Raw genomic sequence first — 14,388 nt, 5'->3', positions numbered from 1 at the left:
TCAGGCGTCGCCCAGCGGGCGTCCGCCCGGTTCGCCGAAACCGGCGTGCAGCGCGGCGAACGCCGCATCGAGCAGGGCCACCAGGTCGCGCTCCGGTGCGGCGGCCCACGCTGTGAGTGCGGCGCCGGAGGCGCCCAGCGCCGCCGCGGCCTGCGCCGTCATCGTCAGGTCCGGTTCGGCCACCCCGGCCCGCGCTGCCAGGCCGTCGGCGAACAACGCCACGGTGGAGTCCTGGGCGACCCACAGCCGGGAGCGCAGCGCCGGCGTGCTCATGACCAGCTGCACCCGCGTGGCCATCGCGTCGCGGTCGACGGCGAGCACGTGGTGGTAGGTCTGGCGCAACGCGGCGTGCAACGCCACCAGCGGCGGTTCGCCGGCCGGCCGGGCCGCCAGCAGACGCGCCATCAGCGGGTCGTAGTCGTCGGACTCCACCACCGCCTCCTTCTGCGGGAAATACCGGAAGAAGGTCATATGGGAGACCCCGGCCGCCGCGGCGATCTCCTCGACCGTCGTCGCCTCGTAGCCCTGCGCGGCGAACAGCGCCAGGGCGTGCTGCTGGATGGTGCGCCGGGTGGCGGCCCGCTTGGCCGCCCGCCAGTCGCCGCTCACCGCCGGTCCGCCGCGTCGGCGGGCTCCAGCACCCGATCCAGCCAGTCGGTCAGGGCCTGCGGATCGCGCCCCCGCCAGCCCAGGTGCGCATCGGGGCGCACCAAAAGCGAATCGGTCTCGGTGGCCGGGAGGTGGGTGAGCGCCCCGAGGCGGTGGCGGGCGATCTCGGCCAGCGCGGCGTCCCCGACCAGCACCCAGCCGTCGGCGAGGGCATCATGCAGTCGCACCGCACCGCCGTCGGCGGTGCGGTGGGTGGTGTTGGGAACCCGGTCGCCGGGCCGGGGGCCGCGGGCGAGCCGGCGGCCGCGCCCGCCGAGCGGGCCGTGCCGGTAGCTCACCCGCAGCTGGGAGGCCTGGGCGGCGATGAACCGCTGCACCCACCGGCGGTTGAGCAGCGGCACCGCCACCCGGTCGCGCAGGATGCGTGCGGCCCACCCCTTGCCGAGGGCGGTCATGGTCGCCTGACTGGTCGAGGCCAGCACGTCCTCGGCGACCGGGCGTCGCTCGGCCTCATAGCTGTCCAGCAACCCCGCCCCGGCGCGTCCACCGGCCACCAGGGCCAGTTTCCAGGCCAGGTTCTCCGCATCCCCGATCCCGGTGTTGAGTCCTTGCCCGCCCAGCGGGCTGTGGATGTGGGCGGCGTCGCCGGCCAGCAGCACCCGCCCGGTGCGATAGCGCGCGGCGAGCCGGCGCTGGATGCGGAACACCGACGTCCACTCGGTGGCGCCGACCCGGCCGCCGGCCTCCTCATCGAGCCGCGCCGCCAGATACTCCACGACCTCCTCGGGGGACTGCGGGGTCGGCCCGTGGGCGGGCGCGGGCGCCATCAACCGCCACAGGTCCGCCCCGGGCAGCGGAAACGCTGCCAGCAGGTCGGCGTCGCGCAGCCACGCCACGGTCGCGTCGCGGGGCCGGTCGATCGTGGCGTGCACGTCGGCGAGCAGGAAGTTCTCGATCAGCGGCATGCCGGGGAAGTCGACCTCGGCGCTCTTGCGCACCGTGCTGCGCCCACCGTCGGCGCCGATCAGCCAGCCGCAGCGGATCGTCTGCTCACCGACCTGCGCGGTCACCGCGTCGCGGTCCTGGCTGAGCCCGGTCAGGGGCCGGTCCCACTCGATGGGCACCCCGAGGGCGGTCAGCCGGGCGCGCAGGGTGGCTTCGATCTCGGCCTGCGAGACCACCAGCACCCCGGGGCCGTGCCAGCGTCTCAGTGCCTGCTCGAGGCGCAGCGTGGCGAGTTCGCGGCCGTCGACGACGATCGCGAGCCGGGTGATCTGCTGGGCGCGGCCGCGCAGGTCGGCCAGCACCCCGGTGCGGGCCAGCACTTCGATTCCGCGCGGCTGCAGCGCCAACGCCCGCGACGTCGTGGCCGGGGCGCCGGCGGCGTCGATGACCCGCACCCCGATCCCCGCGGCCGCCAGGCGGCACGCCAGCGTGAGCCCGGTCGGCCCCGCCCCGGCCACCAGAACCTCGGTGTCCATGGCGCCCCCGTAGTGTTATCGACTAACAAGTTAGTGACTAACATTAACTGGGTCGGCGGCGCCCCGCAACCGGCGACTAAGGTAGGGCGCCGTGGCCGAAACCGCCTCGCTGCAGGTGCAGCTGATCGCCCAGACCGAGTTCACCGCGCCCCCGGCGGTGCCGTGGAGCACCGACGCCCACGGGGGAGAGGCGCTGGTCGAATTCGCCGGGCGGGCGTGCTATGAAAGTTGGTCCAAACCCAACCCGCGCACCGCGACCAACGCCGCCTACCTGCGTCATCTCCTCGATGTCGGTCATCTCGCAGTGTTCGAGCACGCCAGCGCCACCGTCTACATCACCGGGGTGTCGCGGTCCTGTGCCCACGAACTGGTCCGCCACCGGCACCTGTCGTTCTCCGAGCTGTCCCAGCGTTACGTGCCCGACGTCGCCGCGCGGGTGGTGCTGCCGCCGGAACTGGAGAGCGATCCGCACCTGCAGGAGCTGCTCACCGCCGCCGCCGACGCCGACCACGCCGCCTACACCGCGCTGCTGGCGCGGTTGCAGGACAGCGTCGGGGTGACCGCCGGGGCGCGCAAACAGGCCCGCCAGGCCGCCCGGGCGGTGTTGCCCAACGCGACCGAAACCCGGCTGGTGGTCAGCGGAAACTACCGGGCCTGGCGGCATTTCGTGGCCATGCGGGGCAGTGAGAACGCCGACCTGGAGATCCGGCGGGTGGCGCTGGCCTGCCTGCGCCTACTCGCCGAGGCCGCGCCGACGGTCTTCGCCGACTTCGAGATCACCACGTTGGCCGACGGCAGCGAAGTGGCCACCTCGCCGCTGGCCACCGAGGCCTGAGCACCCCGCGGCCGGAGCCGAGACTCCGATCACACAATCGGCGCGCACGGCAGATCGGCGGCGGGCGCGGCTACGGCAGCGTGCACTCTGCGGGTAATCTCTGTGCCGTGAATACCAGCGGATTCGATGCCCGCACCCAGCTGGGCACCGTGCTGACGGCGATGGTGACCCCGTTCCACCCGGACGGGTCGCTGGACACCGAGACCGCCGCACGGTTGGCGACCCACCTGGTGGACGCCGGCTGCGACGGGCTGGTGCTCTCGGGCACCACCGGCGAGTCGCCGACCACCGACGACTTCGAGAAGATCCGGCTGCTGCGCGCGGTGCTCGAAGCGGTCGGTGACCGGGCCCGGATCATCGCCGGGGCGGGCAGCAACGACACCTCGCACAGCGTGCAGCTGGCGCGGTTCTGCGCCGCCGAGGGCGCCCACGGGCTGCTGGTCGTCACGCCCTACTATTCGCGGCCCCCGCAGGCCGGGCTGGTCGGACATTTCACCGCGGTCGCCGATGCCTCCGACCTGCCGGTGCTGCTCTACGACATTCCGCCGCGTTCGATCGTGCCGATCGCCCCGGACACCATCCGCACCCTGGCCGCCCACCCGAACATCGTCGGAATCAAGGACGCGAAGGCCGACCTGCATGCGGCCGGGCAGCTGATGGCCGAAACCGGCCTGGTCTACTACTCCGGCGACGATGCCCTGAACCTGCCGTGGCTGGCGACCGGGGCGGTCGGGTTCATCAGCGTCTGGGGGCATTTCGCCGCCGGCCATCTGCGCGACATGCTCACGGCGTTCAACGCCGGTGACATCGACACCGCCCGCAAGATCAGCGTGGCCATCGGCCAACTCGCCGCCTCCCAGGTGCGCCTCGGCGGGGTCACCATGTCCAAGGCGGGGCTGCGTCTGCTCGGCATGGATGTCGGGGACCCCCGGCTGCCCCAGGTCCCGGCCACCCCCGAGGAGGTGGCTGCGCTGGAAGCCGACATGCGCGCCGCGGGGGTGCTGCGGTGAGCCGCCGATGACGCCCGCACTGAAACCTCCCGGTCCGCTGCAGCCGGGCGGGCTGAGGGTCACCGCGCTCGGCGGGATCGGGGAGATCGGGCGCAACATGACCGTGCTCGAGCATCTGGGCCGGCTGCTGGTCATCGACTGCGGGGTGCTGTTCCCCGGTCACGACGAGCCGGGCGTGGATTTGATCCTGCCGGACCTGCGCCACATCGAGGACCGCGTCGACGACATCGAGGCGCTGGTGTTGACCCACGCCCACGAGGACCACATCGGGGCGATCCCCTTTCTGCTCAAACTGCGTCCCGACCTCCCGGTGGTCGGCTCGCGGTTCACGTTGGCGCTGGTCAGCGCCAAATGCCGGGAGCACCGCATCAAACCGGCCATCGAGGTCGTCGCCGAGGGGCAGCGCAGCACCCACGGTGTCTTCGAATGCGAGTACTTCGCGGTCAACCACTCCATCCCCGATGCGCTGGCGATCGCGGTGCACACCGGCGCGGGCACGCTGCTGCACACCGGCGACATCAAACTCGACCAGCTCCCGCCCGACGGCCGGCCGACCGACCTGCCCGGCATGTCGCGGCTGGGCGCGGCCGGGGTGGATCTGTTCCTGTGTGATTCGACCAATGCCGAGATCCCCGGCGTCAGCCCCAGCGAGAGCGAGGTGGGCCCCACCCTGCACCGGCTGATCCGCGGTGCCGAGGGCCGGGTCATCGTGGCCTGTTTCGCCTCCAACGTCGACCGGGTCCAGCAGATCATCGACGCGGCGGTAGCGCTGGGCCGTCGTGTCGCCTTCGTCGGGCGCTCCATGGTGCGCAACATGAACATCGCGCGTGAGCTGGGCTTCCTGCACGTCGACGATGCCGACCTGGTCGACATCGGCGCCGCCGAGGCGCTGCCGCCCGACCGGGTGGTGCTGGTCACCACCGGCACCCAGGGCGAGCCGATGGCCGCGTTGTCACGGATGTCGCGCGGCGAGCACCGGTCGATCACGCTCACCGCCGATGACCTGGTGGTGCTGTCCTCGTCGCTGATCCCGGGCAACGAGGAGGCCGTCTACGGGGTGATGGACGCGCTGGCCAAGATCGGTGCGCGGGTCGTCACCAATGCCCAGGTGCGGGTGCACGTCTCCGGGCACGCCTACGCCGGGGAGCTGTTGTTCCTCTACAACGGGATCCGCCCGCGCAACGTGATGCCGGTGCACGGCACCTGGCGGATGCTGCGGGCCAACGCGGCGCTGGCGGCGCGCACCGGGGTGCCCGAGGAGTCGATCGTGCTGGCCGAGAACGGTGTCAGCGTCGATTTGGTCGCCGGCAACGCCCGCATCGCCGGGGCGGTTCCGGTCGGGAAGATGTTCATCGACGGCCTGGTCCACGGTGACGTCGGCGACGCCACGCTGGGGGAGCGGCTGGTGCTGTCGTCGGGGTTCATCGCGGTGACCGTGGTGGTGCGCCGGGGCACCGGCCGCCCGGTCGCACCGCCGCACCTGCAGGCCCGCGGGTTCTCGGAGAACCCGAAGGCCCTCGAGCCGGTGGCCGCCAAGGTTGCCGCCGAGCTGGAATCGCTGGCCGCGCAGAACATCACCGAGCCGGCCCGGATCGTGCAGGCGGTGCGGCGCACGGTCGGACGGTGGGTGGGCGAGACCTACCGGCGCCAACCGATGATCGTGCCGACCATCCTGGAGATCTGAGGGCTCACCGCTTGATCGCCGAGACCGCCCACTCCAGGTCGCTGGCGCCCACGGCGCGGCCGGTCGGCGCGATGTAGCGCCGGGCGATGTCCTCGCCGCCGAGCTGTTCGATCAGCCGCCAGCCGTAGCCGGCCAAAAACGCCTCGATGTCCTCGGGCTCCAGCCCGAACCGCCACACCCGCCGACGCTGACACATCCGGCGATACAGCGCGGCGGCGCCGTAGTCGTCGGTGCCGTCGATGAAGCGGCGCCGCACATAGGTGAAGACCAGCCGGCTGCCCGGCGCGGCGGCCCGCAGCCCCGCCAACGTGGTGGCCACCGCGGAATCCGTGAGGTACTGGGTGACCCCTTCGCAGAGGAAGAACACCCGATAGTCGGTGTTGTAGCCGTGTTCGGCCAACGCCGTCAGCAGGTCATCGTTCTCCAGATCGACGGCGACCAGACGCACCGACAGCGGCAGCTCGCCCAGGGCGCGGCGCACCGCAGCCGCCTTGCGGGCGATGTTGACCGGCAGATCCACCTCGAAGATCGGGATGCGCCGGCGCCGCAGCACCCGGTAGGCGCGGGTGTCGAGGCCCGCGCCGAGGATCACCACCGCGTCGACCTCGTCGAGGGCGGCGTCGAGGGTGTCGTCGATGAACCGTTTGCGGCAGGTCACGGTCGCCCAGATCCCCGGCGCCGAGCGCTCCGTGGCCGCCCGCAGCGCGCGACGCAGCAGGGCCGGGCGCATGGCGCGCACCGACCAGCGCAGCCGCGCAGGCAGCAACAACTCGGCCAGGTCGTCGTCGACGAGGCGGCGCTCGGGTGGCTCATGCTGCTCGATCGCCGCCAGCACCATCGGGCCGGCGGCGGTCTGGGCTGCGGGTCGCGGCGTCACAGTCCTCCCTTGCTGATCGGCGGTCGGCGCGGTGCTCAGCCGCGCAACTGGCCCTTCGCGGGGTCGCCGGCCGGAACCGGCTGCAGCGTGGTGATCTGCGGTGCACCGTCGAGGTGTGCGCCGAGTGCGGAGAACATGGCGGTGACCGCGGGGGCGGACCCGTGCGCCTTCAACGCCTCCGGGTCGGCCCACTGCTCGATGAACACGAACGTGGTGTCGTTGCGATGCAGCGCATACAACTCGCAGCCCGGTTCGGTGTGCACCTCGGCGACGGTCTTGGTCACGATCTCCTCGACGCTGGCGACGGACTCGGGTTTGACGGTCATGCTGGCAACGACCACGACGGGCATCGGCGGGTTCTCCTCACGGCGGATCGGGCTCGGCGGGTGCGGCTCGGCGGGCAGGACCCGCAGCCCCGGCGTCACCGCCGGTCACCGGTAGTGACGCCTGTCACCTTATACACCGGTGAACTGCGTCTCCCGACAGCCCGAATGTCAGTGACCCGTGTGGCCTATGGTGCTGATGAGGTGTTTGCGACTAGGCTGGTCGGCATGCCGAGCAAGACCGCCGCCCGATCCGGAAACCGAACGAGCAGGTCAAAGGCCCCATCGCGGAGCGGGGCGCGACCCGCCCGCAAGCCGGCTCCGCAGCGCCGACCGGCGCCGCCCCGCCGCCCCTCGCGGACCGCCGGGGCGGCGGCGACCTGCGGTCGCGCCGCTCGCGCTTCCTGGCTGATGCTGGCCCGCGGGGTGGGCGGCACGGCGCGATCGGTGGGGCGGGCCCGCGATATCGACCCGGGCCATCGCCGCGACGGCATCGCGCTGGCGCTGCTGGCCGGTGCCGTGGTGGTGGCGGCCAGCTCGTGGTTCGACGCCGCCGGGCCGGTCGGCGACTGGGTCGACAGTGCGCTGCGCAGCGTCATCGGTGCCGCGGTCGTCGTGGTGCCGCTGATCGCCGCGGTGATCGGGGTGATCGTGATGCGCAGCGAGCCCGACCCGGATGCGCGGCCGCGGCTGGTGCTCGGCGCGGCGCTGGTCGCGCTGCCGGCGCTGGGGCTCACGCATCTGTGGTCGAGTTCGCCGCAGGACCCCGCCGGGCGTCAGCACGCCGGCGGTTTCGTCGGCTTCGCGATCGGCGGGCCGCTCTCGGACGGGCTGACGCCGTTCATCGCCGCGCCGCTGTTGGTGCTTGCCGCGCTCTTCGGGGTGCTGCTGCTCAGCGGCACCACCCTTCGGGAGGCCCCCGCGGCCATCCGGGCGATGTTCGCCAGCGGCGCCCACCGCGACGACTACTTCGACGACGCCGAATACGACTATGACGGTGATGACGGCGATGATGTTGATGCCGGTGATGATGGCGCCCCCACCCGCTGGGCCGGCGAACCGGCGGCGGAGGACTTCTCCGACGGCTACTACGACGATCCCGCCGCCTACGCGGAGCTGGCCGAGGACGTGGCCGCGCCGACGGGAACGCCGCAGGAGAACTACCCACTCGATGAGGCGGAGCCGGCCGAGCGCCCGGCACGGCGCCGACGCTCCGGCAAGTCCGCGGCGAAAGCGGCCACCCCGCCCGCCGAGCGCGACACCCTGGCGCTGGATCGGGTCGTCGAAGGGGCCTACGCGCTGCCGCCGTTGGCCCTGCTCACCGCCGGGGATCCGCCGAAGCGGCGCACCGCGGCCAACGAGAAGATGGCCGACTCGATTTCGTCGGTGCTCCAGCAGTTCAAGGTCGATGCCGCGGTCACCGGCTGCACCCGCGGGCCCACCGTCACCCGCTACGAGGTGGAACTCGGGCCCGGTGTGAAGGTGGAGAAGATCACCGCCCTGCAGAAGAACATCGCCTACGCGGTGGCCACCGAGAGCGTGCGGATGCTGGCGCCGATTCCCGGCAAGTCGGCGGTGGGTATCGAGGTGCCCAACACCGATCGGGAGATGGTGCGGCTGGCCGACGTGCTCACCGCCCCGTCGACCCGCCGCGATCACCACCCGCTGGTGATCGGGCTGGGCAAAGACATCGAAGGCGATTTCATCTCGGCCAACCTCGCCAAGATGCCGCACCTGCTGGTGGCCGGGTCCACCGGATCCGGGAAGTCCAGCTTCGTCAACTCGATGCTGGTGTCGCTGCTGGCCCGGGCCACCCCCGACGAGGTCCGGATGATCCTCATCGACCCGAAGATGGTCGAGTTGACCCCGTATGAGGGCATCCCGCACCTGATCACCCCGATCATCACCGAGCCGAAGAAGGCTGCGGCGGCGTTGGCCTGGCTGGTCGAGGAGATGGAGCAGCGCTATCAGGACATGAAGGCCTCACGGGTGCGCCACATCGACGACTTCAACGCGAAGGTGCGTTCCGGGGAGATCACCGCGCCGCTGGGCAGCCAGCGTGAATACCGGCCGTACCCCTACGTGGTGGCGATCGTCGACGAGCTGGCCGACCTGATGATGACCGCGCCGCGTGACGTCGAAGACGCGATCGTGCGGATCACCCAGAAGGCGCGTGCGGCCGGGATCCATCTGGTGCTGGCCACCCAGCGGCCCTCGGTGGACGTGGTCACCGGCCTGATCAAGACCAACGTGCCGTCCCGACTGGCGTTCGCGACCTCGTCGCTGACCGACAGCCGCGTCATCTTGGACCAGTCCGGCGCCGAGCGGTTGATCGGGATGGGCGACGGTCTGTTCTTGCCGATGGGGGCCAACAAGCCGGTGCGACTGCAGGGTGCCTTCATCACCGATGAGGAGATCCATGCCGTGGTCAGCGCCTGCAAGGAACAGGCCGAACCGGAGTACACCGACGGCGTGACCGCCACCAAGACCGGTGCGGACCGCAAGGACGTCGACCCCGACATCGGCGACGACATGGATGTGTTCCTGCAAGCGGTCGAGTTGGTCGTCTCCAGCCAGTTCGGCTCCACCTCGATGTTGCAGCGCAAGCTGCGGGTCGGATTCGCCAAGGCCGGCCGGTTGATGGACCTGATGGAGACCCGCAGCATCGTGGGCCCCTCGGAGGGCTCCAAAGCCCGTGAGGTGCTGGTCAAACCCGACGAGTTGGCGGCAACGCTGATGGCCATCCGCGGCGGTGGCGAGCCCGGGGCCACCGGGGACACCGAGCCCGACGCCGAGGGCTACTGACCACACTCGCAGGGAGTTCAACCGCACTGCGCGGCAGGGATTCTGGCCGTCGGTGACGGCGGTTCACCGAGTTGTCGCCGGTGCGCGCGGTGGTGCGACCGCGGAATATTTTCGTGTGTTCGGGGCTCGGCGGCGTCGTTTACAGTTGTGCTGTCCGACCGGAACCCCACGGAATTTAGGAAATTTTTGTGTTCGGTTCTCCCGGAGTCCGGTTAAGATTTTCTCCGGCTCCAGCGGAGTCGAACCTGCGGCGCTGCCGCGAACCTACAAAGGAGATGTCTATGAAACTCCGGTTTCGAACCGGTGTGGTCGCAACATCCGCATTCGTCGCGGCAGCACTGACCCTCTCCGGTTGCTCCTCTTCGGACTCCGGAACCACCGACACGGGGCAGAACAACGGGTCCAACGGTGACGCCGCTCAGCTCGTTGAGGACTCCGCGCAGGCATTGAGCGAGGTCACCGGCCTGCACATGAAGATCACGACCGAGGGCACCGTGCCGAACCTGGCGGTCAAAACCCTCGAGGGCGACATCTCCAACGACCCGCAAACCGCGGCCACCGGTGATGCGACGCTGATCGTCGGTCAAAAAGACATCGACGCCAAGTTCGTCTACGTCGACGGCCATCTCTACTCCGACGTCGGCGACCCGGGCGGCGCATTCACCGATTTCGGTGACGGTGCCTCGATTTACGACGTGTCGACCATTCTCGACCCCGACAAGGGTCTGGCGAACGTGCTGAGCAAGCTGAAAGACCCGAAGAAAGAGGGCACCGAGACGATCGACGGCACCGAGACGACCAAGGTCAGTGGTACGTCGTCGACCGACGACATCATGGCGCTGTCGGGTTCTCGGCTGGCCCCCAAGGACGCCGTGGAGATGCCCACCACCGTCTGGATCGCCGATGACGGCACGAACTACCCGGTGAAGGTGCAGGTCGTTCCCGTCGATGGTGCCGTCCTGACCATGGTCTTGTCCGAGTGGGGCAAGAAGGTCGAAGTTACGAAGCCACCGGTGTAAAACGCCATGGAAACCACCGTCAAATCCACCCCTATTGACTCCTATCCGGTGAACCGGATCGAGAAAGGAAAAACCATGGCACAGGCCTCTTTTCGACGGCAGGCTTCCGCCGTCGTGGCCAGTTTGGCATCGGTGGTCGGGATGACACTCGCTGTGGCACCGGCTGCCAACGCCGCCAGCTACTGGGGCGCGATCGCCTACTCAGCCTCCACCGGATCCGGTGGCCGGGCCTGGGATCACCCGACCAAGGACTCGGCGAACAACATGGCACTGAGCTACTGCGGGTACACCGACTGCCAGGTTCTGGTCAGCTTCACCGAATGCGGTGCGGTTGCGCAGAACAGCAACTCCAGGGCGGGGGGCTACGGGCCGACTCTGCAGTTGGCCATGAACGAAGCGCTGAACCATGCCCCCGGTGGCTGGATCCTCAGCTGGCAGTGTAACTAGTTTCGACCACCGGCTGGGGCGCAGGCGTCAATTGCCTGGGCCCCAGCGGTATGTCGTGACAAGGGCCGGGGTGACCGGGGCACAGGTGCGCACCACCGCGAGATGGAGAAAGACCGATGAGTAGACCCCGTCGGCCCGGACCGGCGGACGAGCCGACCCAACCGGCCGTTCCGCCGGTCCGGCGGCCACCTCCGCCCGCCGCCCCGTACCGGCGGCCGTCCCCGGCGGCGCCGGCGCCGCAACGCGCCGAGCGGGGCGGGCGGGCAAAGGATTCCCGCTGGGTCACGGCCCTGCTGGCCAGCGTGATCGCCGTCAGCGCGGTGATGGCCGGCGCCATCCTGGTGCTCGGCTTCTGGAAACCCGGGTACTTCGTGAAGACCCGGCTGGACATCAACGAGGTCATCGCCGGTGCGCAGAGTGTCATCACCGACAGCTCCACCGGCTATGGCCTGACCGGAGCGAGCGTGACGTCGTGCAACGGTGGGAAGAGCCCCACGATCACGGTCGGCTTGAGCTTCACGTGTGAGGTCAGCGTCGACGGCGCGGTGCGCACGGTGGTGGTGACCATCGAGGATGCCGAGGGCACCTACGGGGTGAGTGCACCCCGATGAGAGGGCGACCAATGAGTGAGCACGGTGGTGCGGCGCGGCGGGCGATCCGCGGGGTTCTTGCCGCCGGCGGGGTGACGCTGATGCTGGCCGGGTGCACCAACTATCTGCCGGGCACAGCCGTGTCGATGATGAACGACCCGTTCTATGTCGGGGGATTGCCGGTCACCGACGGACCCAGCGGGCCGCGCGCCGACGCCCCCGATCCGGTTGGCACGGTGCAGAACACCGACGGCGGTGAGATCGACACGTTGGCGATGCTGTCGAACAACGACATCGAGGAATATTGGCGGGAGCACTACACGCAGTATTTCGACGGTGATTTCGTGCCGATCGAGTCCTACGTCTCCTACGACTCCACCGACCGGCGCAGCCCGAAGATCTGCGGCATGAAAACCTACGGCGAACCCAACGCACTGTTCTGTCCGCCGGACAACTTGATGGCCTGGGATCGCGGTCAGTTCGTTCCCGCCGGAAAAAAGTACTTCGGGGACATGGCGATCACCGGGGTGTTGGCACACGAGTACGGCCACGCCGTCCAGCACATGGCCGACCTCAACGACAAGAACACCCCGGGGATCGTTCTCGAGCAGCAAGCCGACTGTTTCTCCGGCGCCTACATCCGCTGGGTCGCCGAAGACCGTTCCTCGCGGTTCACCGTGAGCACCGGCGACGGCCTCAGTCATCTTCTGGCCGGGCTGATCGCGATGCGTGACCCGGTGCTGACCCCCCGCACCGAGAGGCTCCTGCTGGAGAAGTACGGCCACGGCACCGCTTTGGATCGGATCGCGGCCTTTCAGATGGGATTCGACAGCGGCCCACGGGCATGCGGCCGCATCGACCTGCAGGAGATCCGGGAACGGCGCGGCGATCTGCCCATGGCGCTGCAGCCCGATTCCACCGGAAACCTGCAGAGCGGGCAGATCCGCATCGACGAGGACGCCCTGCAGACGCTGCTGCGCGTGCTCGCCGAGATCTTCCCGCTGGACCAGCCGCCCAGCCTGTCGTTCGATGCGCCGGATTGTGCCGATGCCCGGCCCACGCCGCCGGCGTCGTATTGCCCGGCCACCAATGTCATCACCGTCGATCTGCCCACACTGCAGCGGATGGGCGAACCCGCCGACACCGATCAGCGGGTGCTGGTTCAAGGCGACGACACCGCGCTGTCGGTGGTGATGTCGCGCTACATGCTCGCGGTCCAACGGCAACGCGGCCTGTCGTTGCAGTCACCGCGATCGGCGATGCTCACCGCGTGTCTGACCGGTGTGGCACACCGCGAGATGTCCGCTCCGGGCAAGGATCTCACGATCACCGCCGGTGATATCGATGAGGCGGTCGCCGGGCTGCTGACCAACGGCATCGTCGCCAGCGACGTCAACGGCGGGGTCATTCCGGCCGGGTTCACCCGCATCACCGCGTTCCGCGCGGGTGTGGTCGGCAGCGCCGACCAGTGCTTCGCGCGGTTCGCTAACTGACCGAGAGTTGGGCCACCAGGTTTTCCAGGGCGGTCACCGCATCGGCGGGAAGGTCACGGTCGGCCTCGGCGTCAACGATGGTCTGGGCCGACAGATCGGCGGCGTTGGCGGTCTCTTCCACCGTGAGATCGGCCTGATCGCGCACCGCATACAGCCGCTGTCCCAGGGTGGCCGTCGGCGCCTGCACGGCGTGCAACATCAGTTCGTGGTAGCGACGTCGTACGGTGCTCAGCGCCAGCACCACCGACGGGGTGCCTTTGGCGTTGCGGGCGGCATTGGCGGCCACCGCCTCCAGCTTGCGCAGGTCGGCGAGGATCGCGGTGATCTTCGGGGTGAATTCCCGGTCCGAGGCGACCGGCAGGTCGGCGGCCGCGGAGTTGATGGTGTGCATCGCCAGCTCCACCGCCTCGGCCATCAACGGTGCCCGCACGCTGTTGGTGACGACCTCGGTCTCCTCGCGGTCCTCCTCGGGCCCTGCGCCACTGCGGATTTGGGTGATGGTCCCGGGTGCCCACTGCAAGATCTCCTCGAGCTTGGCCAGGGTGCTCCGGCGCGGCCAGCTGCGACCCTTTTCGAACGAGATCAACGTGCCCGCGTTGATGATCTTGTCGCGGGCCAGGCTGCGTTGGGTGATGTCGAGTTCTCGGCGCCGTGCGGCCACCGCGCGTCCGGCGCGCGCGATCGCGGGATCCACCTGGTCGTATTCGGCGGAGATCTCCGCGGTGCGCGAGACGACCTCCGTGCGGTCGGCGGCGCCCGCGGTCGCTGTGATTCCGGTGGCCTCCATCGGTGCGCCCGGGGTGAACCGCACCGGGATTCCGCGGGCGTCACCGAGGTGGACGGTGACCGGGGCGGTGATGAACACCGAGCTGCGCTGCACGCCGTCGACGAAGATGCCGTTGGTGCTGGTGTCGATCGCCTGCCATCCGTCGGCGTGGGGTTCCACGCGCACGTGCGAGCGTGAAATCCGGTCGTCGCTGAGGTGGATCGCGGCGTCGGGGTCGCGGCCGATCACCGCCGGTCCGTTGGCGGGGGCGAGCAGGTGACGTTCGGCGCCGATCTGAACCGCCAGGGTCGAGGCCCGTGTCGGGGCTGGGGTCGGGGCTGGGAAAGACCGCTCACTCATCGGTGCTGACACTCTCCTTCGGCGCTTCGACTCTACGGCGCTTCGACGCTATGACTTCTCGGCTTCGTTCCGTGTCGCTGCTACATGTA

General features: G+C 69.9%; 13 protein-coding genes. 8 read left to right on the top strand and 5 right to left on the bottom strand.

The annotated features are described in order from the left end of the window. Both B8W67_RS03115 and B8W67_RS03110 read right to left on the bottom strand, forming a co-directional pair. Positions 1 to 609 (bottom strand): acyl-CoA-like ligand-binding transcription factor, encoded by a 609-nt coding sequence (locus B8W67_RS03115; protein WP_069392603.1) that lies wholly within the window; start codon positions 607 to 609, stop codon positions 1 to 3. Continuing rightward, on the bottom strand, positions 606 to 2,090 hold the full coding sequence (locus B8W67_RS03110; RefSeq protein WP_085302227.1) for an FAD-dependent monooxygenase: 1,485 nt from the start codon (positions 2,088 to 2,090) through the stop codon (positions 606 to 608). Before B8W67_RS03110 ends, B8W67_RS03115 begins: the two co-directional genes overlap by 4 nt. A gap of 91 nt (positions 2,091 to 2,181) precedes the next feature. On the opposite strand from B8W67_RS03110, the gene thyX reads away from it, so the two are divergent. From thyX to B8W67_RS03095, 3 genes are all read left to right on the top strand, one after another. Next, positions 2,182 to 2,925, top strand: coding sequence for an FAD-dependent thymidylate synthase (thyX, locus tag B8W67_RS03105; protein WP_085302225.1), 744 nt, complete (start codon positions 2,182 to 2,184; stop codon positions 2,923 to 2,925). 161 nt (positions 2,926 to 3,086) lie between these two features. Continuing rightward, positions 3,087 to 3,935 carry a 4-hydroxy-tetrahydrodipicolinate synthase gene (dapA, locus tag B8W67_RS03100; RefSeq protein WP_275080217.1) on the top strand — a complete coding sequence of 283 codons (849 nt, stop codon included), beginning with the start codon at positions 3,087 to 3,089 and terminating at the stop codon, positions 3,933 to 3,935. Between the two features lie 7 nt (positions 3,936 to 3,942). Next, on the top strand, positions 3,943 to 5,619 hold the full coding sequence (locus B8W67_RS03095; protein ID WP_069392599.1) for a ribonuclease J: 1,677 nt from the start codon (positions 3,943 to 3,945) through the stop codon (positions 5,617 to 5,619). Positions 5,620 to 5,623: 4 nt separating this feature from the next. On the opposite strand, the gene B8W67_RS03090 is transcribed toward B8W67_RS03095, so the two are convergent. After that, on the bottom strand, positions 5,624 to 6,496 hold the full coding sequence (locus B8W67_RS03090) for an SAM-dependent methyltransferase (RefSeq protein ID WP_084228877.1): 873 nt from the start codon (positions 6,494 to 6,496) through the stop codon (positions 5,624 to 5,626). Between the two features lie 35 nt (positions 6,497 to 6,531). Further along, positions 6,532 to 6,846: a putative quinol monooxygenase gene (locus B8W67_RS03085; protein WP_085302268.1), complete on the bottom strand. Its 315-nt coding sequence runs from the start codon at positions 6,844 to 6,846 to the stop codon at positions 6,532 to 6,534. Positions 6,847 to 7,047: 201 nt separating this feature from the next. Between B8W67_RS03085 and B8W67_RS03080 the strand changes: the two genes are divergently transcribed. The 5 genes from B8W67_RS03080 (at position 7,048) to B8W67_RS03060 (ending at position 13,173) form a co-directional block, all read left to right on the top strand. Next, on the top strand, positions 7,048 to 9,624 hold the full coding sequence (locus B8W67_RS03080) for an FtsK/SpoIIIE family DNA translocase (protein ID WP_372507416.1): 2,577 nt from the start codon (positions 7,048 to 7,050) through the stop codon (positions 9,622 to 9,624). 281 nt (positions 9,625 to 9,905) lie between these two features. Continuing rightward, positions 9,906 to 10,643 carry an LppX_LprAFG lipoprotein gene (locus B8W67_RS03075; protein ID WP_069392597.1) on the top strand — a complete coding sequence of 246 codons (738 nt, stop codon included), beginning with the start codon at positions 9,906 to 9,908 and terminating at the stop codon, positions 10,641 to 10,643. A 6-nt stretch (positions 10,644 to 10,649) separates the two neighbouring features. Further along, entirely contained in the window at positions 10,650 to 11,090 is a 441-nt protein-coding gene (locus B8W67_RS03070; RefSeq protein WP_234793921.1) for a DUF4189 domain-containing protein, read from the top strand. 116 nt (positions 11,091 to 11,206) lie between these two features. Continuing rightward, complete coding sequence (locus tag B8W67_RS03065) at positions 11,207 to 11,701, top strand: DUF4333 domain-containing protein (protein ID WP_085302221.1); 495 nt, start codon at positions 11,207 to 11,209, stop codon at positions 11,699 to 11,701. Positions 11,702 to 11,712: 11 nt separating this feature from the next. Then, on the top strand, positions 11,713 to 13,173 hold the full coding sequence (locus B8W67_RS03060; RefSeq protein WP_084228873.1) for a neutral zinc metallopeptidase: 1,461 nt from the start codon (positions 11,713 to 11,715) through the stop codon (positions 13,171 to 13,173). On the opposite strand, the gene B8W67_RS03055 is transcribed toward B8W67_RS03060, so the two are convergent. Next, on the bottom strand, positions 13,166 to 14,299 hold the full coding sequence (locus B8W67_RS03055) for an FHA domain-containing protein (protein WP_085302219.1): 1,134 nt from the start codon (positions 14,297 to 14,299) through the stop codon (positions 13,166 to 13,168). The two genes, B8W67_RS03060 and B8W67_RS03055, sit on opposite strands and share 8 nt — an antisense overlap. Between the last annotated feature and the right edge of the window lie 89 nt (positions 14,300 to 14,388).

The organism is Mycolicibacillus koreensis, from assembly GCF_002104795.1.
Taxonomy (GTDB): Bacteria; Actinomycetota; Actinomycetes; order Mycobacteriales; family Mycobacteriaceae; genus Mycobacterium; species Mycobacterium koreense.
Note: the sequence above shows the minus strand (reverse complement) of the source record. Positions and strands in the feature narration are given on the sequence as shown.